9 protein-coding genes and 1 riboswitch are annotated in these 13,602 nt (G+C 71.8%); of the genes, 2 read left to right on the top strand and 7 right to left on the bottom strand.

The features are described 5' to 3' along the window. Positions 1-36 precede the first annotated feature (36 nt). Positions 37-2,847: a bifunctional GNAT family N-acetyltransferase/acetate--CoA ligase family protein gene (locus HJD23_RS09655; protein WP_171114517.1), complete on the bottom strand. Its 2,811-nt coding sequence runs from the start codon at positions 2,845-2,847 to the stop codon at positions 37-39. 179 nt (positions 2,848-3,026) lie between these two features. On the opposite strand from HJD23_RS09655, the gene HJD23_RS09660 reads away from it, so the two are divergent. Then, a complete protein-coding gene (locus tag HJD23_RS09660; RefSeq protein ID WP_171114516.1) occupies positions 3,027-3,308 on the top strand; it encodes an HPr family phosphocarrier protein in 282 nt (93 codons plus the stop codon). Between the two features lie 200 nt (positions 3,309-3,508). Here HJD23_RS09660 and HJD23_RS09665 read toward each other — a convergent pair whose 3' ends face one another. From HJD23_RS09665 to HJD23_RS09680, 4 genes are all read right to left on the bottom strand, one after another. After that, positions 3,509-4,204: a GntR family transcriptional regulator gene (locus tag HJD23_RS09665; protein ID WP_171114515.1), complete on the bottom strand. Its 696-nt coding sequence runs from the start codon at positions 4,202-4,204 to the stop codon at positions 3,509-3,511. A gap of 186 nt (positions 4,205-4,390) precedes the next feature. Continuing rightward, entirely contained in the window at positions 4,391-5,155 is a 765-nt protein-coding gene (locus tag HJD23_RS09670) for a M23 family metallopeptidase (protein WP_171114514.1), read from the bottom strand. Positions 5,156-5,167: 12 nt separating this feature from the next. Then, positions 5,168-5,333: riboswitch (cyclic di-AMP (ydaO/yuaA leader) on the bottom strand. 202 nt (positions 5,334-5,535) lie between these two features. Further along, on the bottom strand, positions 5,536-6,924 hold the full coding sequence (locus HJD23_RS09675; RefSeq protein WP_171114513.1) for a pitrilysin family protein: 1,389 nt from the start codon (positions 6,922-6,924) through the stop codon (positions 5,536-5,538). Beyond that, entirely contained in the window at positions 6,921-8,294 is a 1,374-nt protein-coding gene (locus tag HJD23_RS09680; RefSeq protein WP_171114512.1) for a pitrilysin family protein, read from the bottom strand. Before HJD23_RS09680 ends, HJD23_RS09675 begins: the two co-directional genes overlap by 4 nt. Before the next feature lie 319 nt (positions 8,295-8,613). Here HJD23_RS09680 and HJD23_RS09685 point away from each other — a divergent pair, with 319 nt between their 5' ends. Beyond that, complete coding sequence (locus HJD23_RS09685) at positions 8,614-11,070, top strand: DNA topoisomerase IV subunit A (RefSeq protein WP_171114511.1); 2,457 nt, start codon at positions 8,614-8,616, stop codon at positions 11,068-11,070. On the opposite strand, the gene HJD23_RS09690 is transcribed toward HJD23_RS09685, so the two are convergent. Continuing rightward, the gene (locus tag HJD23_RS09690; RefSeq protein WP_171114510.1) at positions 11,067-12,158 is read right to left on the bottom strand and encodes a GTP-binding protein; all 1,092 of its coding nucleotides are present in this window, start codon (positions 12,156-12,158) and stop codon (positions 11,067-11,069) included. The two genes, HJD23_RS09685 and HJD23_RS09690, sit on opposite strands and share 4 nt — an antisense overlap. A gap of 270 nt (positions 12,159-12,428) precedes the next feature. Then, a complete protein-coding gene (locus HJD23_RS09695; RefSeq protein ID WP_171134008.1) occupies positions 12,429-13,595 on the bottom strand; it encodes a citrate synthase/methylcitrate synthase in 1,167 nt (388 codons plus the stop codon). Positions 13,596-13,602 lie beyond the last annotated feature (7 nt).

The following is a 13,602-nucleotide window of genomic DNA, read 5'->3' on the forward strand; positions in this document are numbered from 1 at the left end:
ACTGCGAGGCACCGCTCAGGCGGTCCGGGCCCGGGGTCAGTACGTCGGCAGGGTCCGTGGGCCCAGGTCGTCGCGGACGGGGGGCGGGGCCAGGCGGACGGAGGCACCGAGGACGCTCAGGCCGTGGGGGGCGACGACGACCGGCTCCAGGGTGACCGCCACCACCTCCGGGTGGTCGTCGACGAGGCGGGACACGCGCAGAAGCAGCTGTTCGAGGGCGGGGGTGTCGACGGGTGTGGAGCCGCGCCAGCCGAACAGGAGCGGCGCGGTCCGGATCGACCGGATCAGCGAGGTCGCCTCGCGGTCGGTGACCGGGATCAGCCGGTGCGCGGTGTCGCCGAGCAGCTGGGAGGCGGCTCCGGCGAGCCCGAAGGAGAGCACCGCTCCCGCGGCCGGGTCGATCACGGCGCGTACGACGGTGTCCACCCCGCGCGGAGCCATCCGCTGCACGACCGGCCGCAGCTCCTCGGGCTTCCCGAACAGCTCCGTCAACTCGGTGTACGCCCGCTGCAGTTGCTCCTCGTCCGCGAGGTCGAGCCGTACGCCGCCGAGGTCGGCGCGGTGGCGCAGGTGCGGGGCGGTGGCCTTGAGGGCGACCGGGAAGCCGAGGGCGCGGGCGGCTTGCGCGGCGTCGTCGGGGGTCGGCGCGGGCAGGGCGCGGTGGACGTGGATGCCGTAGCGGCCCAGCAGCTCGCAGGTCTCCTCCGTGCCGAGCGTGAGGCCCTGCCCGCGCGCGAGCAGCCCGCCGATCAGCTGCGCGGCGCCCTTCTCGTCGATGTCGTCGTACTCGGGCACCTTCCCGGGGTCGGCGGCCTCGCGCCGCCACTGCGCGTACTTGACGGCTTCGGCGAGGGCACGGACAGCGCGTTCGGCGGCGGGGTAGGCGGGGATGAGGTGCGAGCCGGCGGGGGGCGGCGCGGGGACGGTGCGCACCTCCGATTCGGGGGCCGGTCGCACCCTCGGCCCCGCCTGTGGTGCCGTGCTCGCCGCGACGGAGAGCGCGTCCGCGAGCCCGCCCAGCTCCACGTGCACAACCAGGACCGGCTTGGCGGGAACCGCCGCCGCGGCCGACCTCAGGGCCTCAGCCAGCGCCGCGTCCCCCGCCGATCCCTCCCCCACCATCGGTATCGCGGTCACCACGACGGCGTCACACGTCTCGTCGGCCAGCGCCCGCGCGAGCGCCTCCCGGAAGTCCTCCGGTGAAGCGGCCGTCGTGAGGTCCAGCGGAGTCTGCGGCCGCAATCCCTCGGCCAGACAGGCGTCGTACGTCAGCAGTCCGAGCGACTCGGAGTTCCCGAGGATGGCCACGCGCGGCCCGTCCGGCAGCGGCTGGCGCGCGAGCAGCAGCCCGGCGTCCACCAGCTCGGTGATCGTGTCCACCCGGATCACCCCGGCCTGCCGCAGCAGCGCGGACACCGTGGCGTGCGGCAGCCGCGTCGCCCGTACGGCGTGTCCCTGCGGTGCCGCGCCGCCATGGCGTGCGCCCTGCACCACGACCAGCGGCTTCGCCGCCGCGGTCCGCCGGGCGAGGCGGGTGAACTTGCGCGGGTTGCCGATGGACTCCAGGTACATCAGGACGACGTCGGTGTCCGGATCGTCGTACCAGTACTGGAGTACGTCGTTGCCGGAGACGTCCGCGCGGTTGCCGGACGAGACGAACGTCGACACGCCCGTGACGCCGGTGACCCCGCCCCCGCGCCGGTGCAGCCGGGACAGCAGCGCGATGCCGATGGCCCCGGACTGCGCGAACAGCCCGATCCGCCCGGGACGCGGCATCCGAGGGGCCAGTGAGGCGTTGAGCCGCACCTCCGGGGAGGTGTTGATGATCCCGAAGGCGTTCGGCCCGATGATCCGCATGCCGTACGCGCGCGCGTGCCGCACGAGTTCACGCTGGCGCTCGCGCCCCTCGGGCCCGCTCTCGGCGTACCCGGCGGAGAGCACCACGAGGCCCTGCACCCCGTGCTCCCCGCACTCGGTGACCACCTCGGGCACGTGCTCCGCGGGCACCGCCACGACCGCGAGGTCGACGGGCCCGTCGATGTCCCGCACCGACCGGTACGCCGGCACCCCGCCGAGTTCCCCCTGTCCCTCGGGAAGCGCCCTGTTCACGGCGTGGAGACGGCCGGTGAAGCCGGCCTCCCGGATGTTGCCGAGCACGCTCCGGCCCACGCCGCCGGGCGTGCGCCCCGCGCCGACGACGGCGATCGAGCCGGGGGCCAGCAGCCGCCGTACCGACCGGGCCTCGGCGCGCTGCTCACGCGCGCGTTGCACGGCGAGCGAGCGGTCGGTGGGTTCGAGGTCGAACTCCAGGCGTACGACACCGTCCTCGAAGCTGCGCTTCTGGGTGTACCCCGCGTCCGTGAACACCTTGATCATCTTGGTGTTGGCGGGCAGCACCTCCGCGGCGAAGCGGCGGATGCCGCGCTCCCGGGCGACGGCGGCGATGTGCTCGAGGAGGGTGGAGGCGACACCGCGCCCCTGGTGGGCGTCCTGCACCAGGAAGGCGACCTCGGCCTCGTCGGCAGGCGCGGACGCGGGCAGCCCGTCGATGCCGATGCGGTCATAGCGTACGGTGGCGATGAACTCGCCGCCGATGGTGGCCGCGAGTCCCACCCGGTCCACAAAGTCGTGGTGCGTGAAGCGGTGGACGTCCTTGGCGGACAGGCGCGGGTAGGGCGCGAAGAAGCGGTAGTACTTCGACTCGTCCGAGACCTGCTCGTAGAAGCTGACCAGGCGCTCGGCGTCATCAATGGTGATGGGCCGGATGCGTGCGGTGCCGCCGTCGCGCAGCACCACGTCGGCCTCCCAGTGGGCGGGGTACTCGTGCCGGTCCGACGGGCTCTGCATGGGGCCCAGAGTACGGCTCGCGTCCGACAACGGCGCGAGGCAGTCTGTGGAAGGACGAACGCCGGACCGAGGCCGCGGTCCGGTGCCACCTCCGGTCGGGGACGAAGGACCCGTCCGGACGTGCTTCACGATATGGGAAACTGGTCTAGACAACCCTGAACACTGAAGGGCAGCATCACATGGCTGAGCGCCGCGTCAACGTCGGCTGGGCCGAGGGCCTCCACGCCCGCCCCGCCTCCATCTTCGTCCGAGCCGCCACGGCCGCAGGCGTCCCGGTGACGATCGCCAAGGCGGGCGGCAACCCCGTCAACGCGGCCTCCATGCTGGCCGTCCTGGGTCTGGGCGCCCAGGGTGGCGAGGAGATCGTCCTGGCCTCCGACGCCGACGGCGCCGACGCCGCGCTCGACCGTCTGGCCAAGCTGGTCGCCGAGGGGCTTGAGGAGCTTCCCGAGACCGTCTGAGCCCGCGCCGGGCACTTCTGAGCCCGCGCACGGCACACCTGAGGCCGCGTCGCCCTTTCCGGGCGGCGCGGTTTCGCCGTTTTCCACGGAGCCCTCGGCCGCGTTTTCACGGCCGGGGTCGCGGGAATTCCCGGCATGCCGAAAAGGGCAGCGGAAATACACCGCCGCCGAATATCTCTTCTTTGTATACGGTGCTCGTGTTAATGCCGCAGGCCCGACATGTTTACGGCTTGTTGCGAAGTCCTCACACGGTCCGCGCGGTCGCCGTTGCCGGAGAAGCGGAGCCGGTGCGCACCGGTCGCGCGCTCGGTGTGCAGCGCCGTGATGGCCCGCGCGCGCTCGCTGTCGCCGCGCGCCACGGCGTCCACGATCGCGCCGTGCTCCGTCCAGGACTCCGCCGGACTGACGGGCGCCTCCACGGCGTACATCCAGGCGATCTTGTGCCGCAGCTGGGTCAGCATCGCGATCAGGGCGGGGCTGCCGGAGGCCTGGGCGAGCGTCTCGTGGAACCAGCCGCCGAGGGATCGCAGGTCCTCGCTGTTGCCCCGCCTGGCCCGCTCCTGGCCCAGCCGGACCAGGCCGCGCAGCACCTTCAGATGGGCCTCGGTGCGCCGCTGGGCGGCCCGGGAGGCGCCGAGCGGCTCCAGCAGCATGCGCATCTCCATCAGGTCGGCGGCCTCCTGCTCGGTCGGTTCCGCCACGCACGCGCCCGCGTGCCGCCGGGTCACCACGAAGCCCTCGGCCTCCAGGGTGCGCAGGGCCTCCCGGACGGGGACGCGCGAGACGCCGTAGCGGCGTGCGAGGAGTTCCTCGGTGAGCCGGCCGCCACGCTCGTAGACACCCGCGACGATGTCGTCCCGGATCGCCGTGCACACCGAATGCGCCGGAATACGCATGACCGACCTCCGCCTTAATCCCCGTGAAACGTCGACGATTGACGTGTGTTCCGTGACTCTATTGCAATGAGCCGGAATTTCCGATGGCGGGTCGGAATCCATGGATATTTTTTGGACAAACAGCGTACGACACGCCGAAAGCCCCGGCTCGGGAGCCGGGGCCACGGGAAGCGGGGCGATCCGCTGTCAGACGGTGACGCCGTGCGAGCGGAGGTAGGCGACCGGGTCGATGTCCGAACCGTACTCCGCGGTCGTCCGGGCCTCGAAGTGCAGATGCGCTCCGGTGACGTTGCCGGTGGCACCGGACAGGGCGATCCGCTGCCCCGGGGTGACCGTCTGGCCCACCGAGACCCCGATGGACGACAGGTGACCGTACTGGGTGTACGTACCATCGTTCATCTTGATCACGACTTGATTGCCGTACGCCCCACCCCAGCCGGCCTCGACCACGGTGCCGGAGCCGACCGCGTGCACGGGCGTGCCGCTCGCGGCGTGGAAGTCGACACCGGTGTGGCTGCCGGAGGACCACAGGGAGCCGCCGGCCTGGTAACCGGTGGAGACGTAGGAGCCGCTGATCGGCGGCACGTAGGTGTTGAGGCGCTTGCGCTCGGCCTCGCGGGCGGCGCGCTCCTTGGCCTCCCGTGCCTCCTTGGCCCGTTCCTCCGCGCGCTTCTGGGCGGCCGCCTCGGCCTTCTTCTCGGCGGCGGCCTCCGCGGCGGCCTGCTTCTGGGCGGCGGCCTGGGCGTCTATCTGCTCGGCGACCGCGTCGCCGATGGTGATGACCGGGAGCAGGCCGGTCTGCTCGGCCGCGGGCTCGGCGGCGAGCGCGGGAGCGGCCAGGGTGCCGATGGCTCCGGTGGTGGTGAGCGCCGCGACGCCCGTCGCGTGGGCGGCGGTGCGCTTCATCCGGCTGGGACGACGATGCTTCCCGGTGGCGCGCGTGAACGCCATGTGGTGGCTGGTCCTTTCCTTCCCTCTCGCCTACCGGGTTAGCTGACGGGTTCGGAGCAGGAAGGTCTCCTACGGGCTCCCTCGCTGCGCGCGGGCGTCCGATTCACCCCAGGGACTGCGTGGTTGGGTCCCCGGCTCCCCTGGCTCGCGCCGTACGGGGACTCGGCGATGGCTGTCCGGTGCCGCGGGTGCGGCGCACTGCCTGACGGACAGCCCGGATGACGCTAAGCGGGACATCTTTCAATCCCCAAACGCAACTGGGCGTTTGTAGCGCATCCCACAGGTCAGACAGGCAACCTCTCCCCCAATTAGGACATAAAGGGGCCCTGGTGACGGATCCGTCACCAGGGCCCCTACGCACGCGTGCCGTCCGGCGGCCTCTACTCGGCCGCCACGACGGTGACTTCGCCGATGCCGAGGGCCTCGACGGGTGCCTTGATCTGCGCCGCGTCACCGACGAGCACCGTCACCAGACGGTCCACCGGGAAGGCGCTCACGGCCGCCGCGGTGGCCTCCACCGTGCCGGTCGCCGCGAGCTGCTGATACAGCGTCGCCTGGTAGTCGTCGGGCAGGTGCTGCTCGACCTGGTCGGCCAGGGTGCCCGCCACGGCCGCCGCGGTCTCGTACTTGAGCGGCGCCACCCCGACGAGGTTCTGCACGGCGACGTCCCGCTCGGCGTCCGTGAGGCCCTCCGCGGCGAGCGTGCGCAGCACCGTCCAGAGGTCCTCCAGCGCGGGGCCGGTGTTCGGCGTGTCGACGGAACCGCTGATGGCGAGCATCGCGGCGCCGCTGCCGTCGGGGGCGGAGCGCAGCACCTGGCCGAACGCGCGCACCCCGTAGGTGTAGCCCTTCTCCTCGCGCAGGACGCGGTCCAGGCGGGAGGTGAGGGTGCCGCCCAGGCAGTACGTGCCGAGCACCTGGGCGGGCCACACGCGGTCGTGCCGGTCGGGGCCGACGCGGCCGATCAGCAGCTGGGTCTGGACGGCGCCGGGGCGGTCCACGATGACCACGCGGCCGGTGTCGTCGGCGGTCACCGGCGGCACGGGCCGCGGCTGCGCCGGGGAGCCGGTCCAGCCGCCCAGGGTGTCGCCGAGCAGCGCGTCGAGGTCGACGCCGGTGAGGTCGCCGACGACCACGGCGGTGGCCGTGGCGGGGCGGACGTGCCGCTCGTGGAAGGCGCGTACGGCCGCGGAGTCGATCTTCTGGACCGTCTCCTCGGTGCCCTGGCGCGGGCGCGACATGCGCGAGGACGCCGGGAACAGCTCCTTGGAGAGCTCCTTGGCGGCCCGCCGGGCCGGGTTGGCCAGCTCGTGCGGGATCTCGTCGAGGCGGTTGCGGACCAGCCGCTCGACCTCGCTGTCGGCGAACGCGGGCGCCCTGAGGGCGTCGGCGAGCAGACCGAGGGCCTTGGGCAGCCGGGAGACCGGGACCTCCAGGCTCAGCCGGACGCCGGGGTGGTCGGCGTGCGAGTCGAGGGTGGCGCCGCAGCGCTCCAGCTCGGCGGCGAACTCCTCGGCGGAGTGCTTGTCGGTGCCCTCGGAGAAGGCCCGCGCCATGATCGTGGCGACGCCGTCGAGGCCGGCCGGCTCGGCGTCCAGGGGCGCACCCAGGAGCACCTCCACGGCGACGACCTGCTGGCCGGGGCGGTGGCAGCGCAGCACCGTCAGGCCGTTGTCCAGCGTCCCGCGCGTGGGCGCCGGGAACGCCCAGGGGCGGGCCTCGCCCGCCTGCGGCTGGGGGTGGAAGTCCATCGTGGCGAGCTCGGTCACTGGGCCGCCTCCTCGGTGTCGTCGGTGGCGGCGGCTTCCGCGCCGTCGGTTTCGTCGGTGGCTTGGGGGGCGGTCGGCTCGTAGACGAGCACCGCGCGGTTGTCGGGACGCAGGCGGCCCTTGGCGACCTCCTGGACCTCCTCGGCCGTCACTTCGAGGACGCGCTGGACGGCGGTGAGGGCGAGCTTCGGGTCGCCGAACAGCACGGCGTACCGGCACAGTTCGTCGGCGCGGCCGGCGACCGTGCCGAGCCGGTCCAGCCACTCACGCTCCAACTGGGCCTGGGCGCGCTCCATTTCCTCGGCCGTCGGGCCCTCCTCGGCGAACCGGGCGAGCTCCTCGTCGATGGCGGCCTCGATCACCGGCACCTCGACGTCCCCGGACGTCTTCACGTCCAGCCAGCCCAGGGAGGGCGCGCCGGCCAGCCGCAGCAGGCCGAACCCGGCCGCGACCGCCGTGCGGTCCCGTCGGACGAGCCGGTTGTACAGGCGGGACGACTCGCCGCCGCCGAGGATGGTCAGCGCGAGGTCGGCCGCGTCGCACGCGCGCGTGCCGTCGTGCGGGAGCCGGTAGGCGGCCATCAGGGCGCGCGCCGGGACCTCCTCCTCGACGATCTCGCGCACCTGCCCGCCGATGACCTCGGGCAGCGAGCCGTCGCGCGGGGCGGGCTTGCCGTCGTGCGAGGCGATGGAGCCGAAGTACTTCTCGATCCAGACGAGCGTCTGCTCCGGGTCGATGTCGCCGACGACCGACAGCACGGCGTTGTTGGGCGCGTAGTAGGTCCGGAAGAACGCGCGCGCGTCCTCCAGGGTCGCCGCGTCCAGGTCGGCCATCGAGCCGATCGGCGTGTGGTGGTAGGGGTGGCCCTCGGGGTAGACGAGGGCGGTGAGCTTTTCGAAAGCGGTCCCGTAGGGCACGTTGTCGTAGCGCTGCCGACGCTCGTTCTTGACGACGTCCCGCTGGTTCTCCATGGACTCGTCGTCCAGGGCCGCGAGCAGGGAGCCCATGCGGTCGGCCTCCAGCCAGAGGGCGAGTTCCAGCTGGTGGGCGGGCATGGTCTCGAAGTAGTTGGTGCGCTCGAAGCTGGTGGTGCCGTTGAGGGAGCCGCCCGCGCCCTGCACCAGCTCGAAGTGACCGTTGCCCTTGACCTGGGCGGAGCCCTGGAACATCAAGTGCTCGAAAAGGTGAGCCAGGCCGGTACGTCCCTTGACCTCGTGCCGCGAGCCGACGTCGTACCAGAGGCACACCGCCGCGACCGGGGTCAGGTGATCCTCGGAGAGCACCACGCGCAGGCCGTTCTCCAGGCGGTGCTCGGTCGCTGTCAGGCCGCCGGAGCCTGCCTCGGCTGTGGCCGTGTGACCCATGGGCATGTACGTCCCTTCGATCGCGGTGCGGTCGTCAAACCGCGGATTTCCTGCCAGTCCTGCCACTGTATGCAAGCGCGCGGACCTGGTGTGAAGTTCCCGGACCGCGTCCGCCCAGAGCGAGATCCGGGTGCCCCGCCACGAGGGCGTAGCCTGCGGGGCAGCGCGGGGCCGGGCGGCCGACGTCGGATCCAGGGTCCGCGTTGTCAGTGGCGCGGTCCACAATGGACCGCGTCAGATGTGGTTCACGCTTCAGCGAGAGTGAGCCGCAGGGACCTGAGCGCCCCGTGGGCGAACGACCAGAAAACAGGAGGAGCCGGCAGCGATGGCCCGCCGCAGCACGAAGACCCCGCCGCCCGACGACTCGTACGAGGAGCGGATCCTCGACATCGACGTCGTGGACGAAATGCAGGGCTCCTTCCTCGAGTACGCGTACTCGGTCATCTACTCCCGAGCCCTGCCGGACGCCCGTGACGGTCTCAAGCCGGTGCACCGCCGCATCGTCTACCAGATGAACGAGATGGGCGTCCGCCCCGACCGCGGCTATGTGAAGTGCGCCCGAGTGGTCGGCGAGGTCATGGGTAAGTTGCACCCGCACGGCGACTCGTCGATCTACGACGCCCTGGTGCGCATGGCCCAGCCGTTCTCCATGCGCGTGCCCCTGGTCGACGGCCACGGCAACTTCGGCTCGCTGGGCAACGACGACCCGCCCGCCGCCATGCGGTACACCGAGTGCCGGATGGCCGAGGCCACGAGCCTGATGACGGAGTCGATCGACGAGGACACGGTCGACTTCGCGCCCAACTACGACGGCCAGGAGCAGGAGCCGGTGGCCCTGCCCGCCGCCTTCCCGAACCTGCTGGTCAACGGCTCGTCCGGGATCGCGGTCGGCATGGCCACGAACATGCCGCCGCACAACCTGCGCGAGGTGATCGCGGCCGCCCGCCACCTGATCAAGCACCCGAACGCCGATCTCGACGCCCTGATGCGGCACGTCCCGGGCCCCGACCTGCCCACCGGCGGCCGGATCGTCGGCCTCTCCGGGATCCGCGACGCGTACGAGACGGGCCGCGGCACGTTCAAGATCAGGGCGACGGTGTCCGTGGAGGACGTGACGGCGCGCCGCAAGGGCCTGATCGTCACCGAGCTGCCCTTCGCGGTCGGCCCGGAGAAGGTGATCGCCAAGATCAAGGACCTGGTCGGTTCGAAGAAGCTGCAGGGCATCGCCGACGTCAAGGACCTCACGGACCGTGAGCACGGGCTGCGCCTGGTCATCGAGATCAAGAACGGCTTCGTGCCGGAGGCAGTCCTGGAGCAGCTCTACAAGCTGACGCCGATGGAGGAGTCCTTCGGCATCAACAACGTCGCCCTGGTCGACGGACAGCCCCTCACCCTGGGCCTGAAGGAACTCCTGGAGGTCTACCTCGACCACCGCTTCGAGGTCGTGCGCCGCCGCTCGGAATACCGCCGCGGCAAGAAGCGCGACCGGCTGCACCTGGTCGAGGGCCTGCTCACGGCCCTGGTGGACATCGACGAGGTGATCCGCCTGATCCGCTCCAGCGAGAACTCCGCGCAGGCCAAGGAGCGCCTGATGGCGCGCTTCGGCCTGAGCGAGGTCCAGACGCAGTACATCCTGGACACGCCGCTGCGCCGCCTGACCAAGTACGACCGCATCGAGCTGGAGGCCGAGAAGGACCGGCTCACCGCGGAGATCGCGGAGCTGACCCGGATCCTGGAGTCGGACGCCGAGCTGCGCAAGCTGGTCTCCTCCGAACTGGCGGCGGTGGCCAAGAAGTTCGGCACCGAGCGGCGTACGGTCCTGCTGGAGTCGGCAGCCGCTTCGGTGGCCACCGTTCCGCTCCAGGTGGCCGACGACCCGTGCCGGGTGCTGCTGTCGTCGACGGGGCTGCTGGCCCGTACGGCGAACGCCGAGCCGTTCCCGGAGGACGCAGCCGCCAAGCGCACCAAGCACGACGTGATCGTCTCGGCGGTGCCGGCCACGGCCCGCGGCGAGGTCGGCGCGGTGACCTCGGCGGGCCGGCTGCTGAGGATCAACGTCATCGACCTCCCGCAGCTCCCGGAGACCACGTCGGCGCCGAACCTCTCGGGGGGCGCGCCGCTCGCCGAGTTCGTCTCCCTGGAGGACGACGAGACGGTGATCTGCCTGACCACGCTCGACGAGTCCTCTCCGGGGCTCGCGCTGGGCACGGAACAGGGCGTCGTCAAGCGGGTGGTGCCCGACTACCCGGCCAACAAGGACGAGCTGGAGGTCATCACCCTCAAGGAGGGCGACCGGATCGTCGGCGCGGTCGAACTGCGCACGGGTGAGGAGGACCTGGTCTTCATCACGGACGACGCGCAGTTGCTGCGCTACCAGGCCGCGCAGGTCCGCCCCCAGGGCCGTCCGGCGGGCGGTGTGGCGGGCATCAAGCTCGCCGAGGGCGCCAAGGTCATCTCCTTCACGGCGGTGGACCCGGCGGCGGACGCGGTCGTCTTCACGGTGGCGGGCTCGCGCGGCACGCTGGACGACTCCGTGCAGACAACCGCCAAGCTGACCCCGTTCGACCAGTACCCGCGCAAGGGCCGCGCGACCGGCGGGGTGCGCTGCCAGCGGTTCCTGAAGGGCGAGGACTGCCTGTCCTTCGCCTGGGCGGGCGCCACTCCGGCCCGGGCCGCGCAGAAGAACGGCTCGCCGACCGCCCTGCCCGAGATGGACCCGCGCCGTGACGGCTCGGGCGTGTCCCTGGCGAAGCCGGTGGCGGCGGTGGCGGGGCCGGTCTAGGCCGGAGGCTCCTCGGGGCCCAGGCCGTCCGGATCCCGTGCATCCCGCGCATCCGGTACGTAGCGCAGGACGCCCCACATGCCGTGCTCATCGGCGTGTGGGGCGTCGCTCTTGCACGCCGCCAGCTCCTTGTCGAGGGCGGGGGCCTCGATGCCGGAGCCGATGAGGACGAGCTGGGTGAGGCGTTCACCGTCCCGGCCCCAGGGCTCCGGGTAGAAGCGGAGGAACCGCCCGACGGCGTGCACGGCATACCGGTTGCGCGGATCGTGCGGACCGAAGTCGACGTACCCCTTGATCCGGTAGAGCCCCTCGGGCCGGCTGTCGAGAAACGCCATCAACCGGCGCGGATCGAGCGGCACTTCGGAGACGAAGGAGAGGCTGTCGTAGGCGGTGTGCAGATGACCGCCGTGGTCGTGCCCCTCATGATCACCGTGATCATCGTGCAGGTCGTCGAAGGACAACTGCCCGATGCGCTCCCGGGAGGGCCGGCAGTCGAAGAGGAACTCGGGGTCGATACGGCCGTATGTCGCCGGGACGACGGCGGCGCGGTCGGCGAGGGAGCGGACGAGGGCGAGGACGTGCTCGGCGTCCGCCGCCCGGTCGATCTTGTTGACCACGACGAGGTCGGCGAGGGCGAGGTGCCGGTCGATCTCGGGATGCTTCGCGCGGGTGCCGTCGAACTCGGCGGCGTCGATGACCTCGACGAGCCCGCCGTACACGATGCCCGGATGCTCGCTGGCCAGCACCATCCGCACCAGTTCCTGGGGTTCGGCGAGTCCGCTGGCCTCGATGACGATGACGTCGATGCCGGTGCCGGGGCGGGCCAGCCGTTCGAGGTAGCCGTCCAGCTCACTGGCGTCGACGGCACAGCAGAGGCAGCCGTTGCCGAGGGAGACGGTGGAGTCCCCCAGCGCCCCCGCCACGGCCATGGCGTCGATCTCGATGGCCCCGAAGTCGTTCACGATGGCGCCGATACGGCTGCCTGCGCTGCGGTGCAGGAGGTGGTTGAGCAAGGTCGTCTTGCCGGAGCCCAGGAATCCGGCGAGCACGACGACCGGGATCTGCTGGGGAGTCGGGCTCTGGCCCACCGTGCGACCTCTCTCACACCGACACGCACACCGGTCCACGACCCGGCGCACCTACGGAACTTGCATGCCGGGCCAGGATACGAGCACGCGGAATCTCCGCGAAGTGAACGACTGTCAGCAGTGCGAGCGGGGCAGACGCTCGGCATGGCGCCGGTCCGTGCGACCCTCACTTCCTTCCGTGCACCCCGTCTCCGCCTCCCAGCCGATCAGAGCCGCTCGGCACCTGGGAGACGGCAAGCGCCGCCACGGGACCGCAGGTGCCTCCTGACGTCAGACCACCTCTGCCACCGCCCTCCGCGGCTCCGGCCCCACATACCGCGCCGCCGGGCGGATGATCTTCGAGTCCTGCGACTGCTCCAGGATGTTGGCGCTCCAGCCGACCACCCGCGCCGCGGCGAAGGTCGGGGTGAACATCTCGCGGGGCAGGCCGCACAGTTCCATGACCACGCCGGCGTAGAACTCGACGTTGGTGTGCAGTTCGCGGCCGGGCTTGAGCTCGGCGAGGATCGCCTCCACCCTGCGCTCAACCTCCATCGCGAAGTCGACGAGCGGCCCGCCGAACTGCTGGGCGATGCCGCGCAGCATGCGGGAGCGGGGGTCCTCCGTGCGGTAGACGGGGTGGCCGAAGCCCATGATGCGGTCGCGGGCGAGGACGCGTTCCCGGATCCAGGGGTCGATGCGGTCCACCGTGCCGATCGCGTCCAGGGTGTCCAGCGCCCGGCTCGGGGCACCCCCGTGCAGCGGCCCCGAGAGCGCTCCGACCGCGCCCACGAGGCACGCGGCCACATCGGCGCCGGTGGACGCGATGACCCGCGCCGTGAAGGTTGATGCATTGAATCCATGATCAATGGTCGAGATCAAGTATTGCTCGACTGCACGGGCGTGCCTCGGATCCGGCTCCTCACCTGTCAACATGTACAGATAGTTCGCCGCGTACGAGAGGTCCTCGCGCGGCGGCACCGGAGCCAGCCCCCGTCCCAGCCGGTGCAGCGCGGTGAGCACGGCCGGTACGGCCGCGGTCGCCACGAGCGTGTCCTGGCGCCGCCGGTCCGCGTCGATGTCGTACAGCGGACGGAAGCCTTGCGCGGCGCCCAGCAGCGAGAGCGCCGTGCGCAGCCCGGCGAGCGGGCCGGAGCGGCCGCCGGCCGCCGCGATGGCGGGCAGCGCCGCCGCCACCTCGTCGGGCAGCCGCCGCAGCGCCGCGGTCTCGGCGGCGAAGGCGGCCGCGCTCGCGGCGTCCGGCAGTTCGCCGTGGACCAGGAGATGCCAGACGTCCTCGAAGGTGCGGGTCTGCGCGAGTTCGACGGCCGAGTACTGGCGGTAGTGGTAGAAGCCCTCAAGACCCCGTACGTCACCGATCTCGGTGTCGGTCACGACGACGCCCGCGAGTCCCCGCGGTACGCCGACAGGAGTGGATGCGGACCTATTGACGGACATGATTTCC

This window comes from Streptomyces sp. Z423-1 (assembly GCF_013009255.1).
GTDB classification, from domain to species: Bacteria; Actinomycetota; Actinomycetes; order Streptomycetales; family Streptomycetaceae; genus Streptomyces; species Streptomyces gossypiisoli.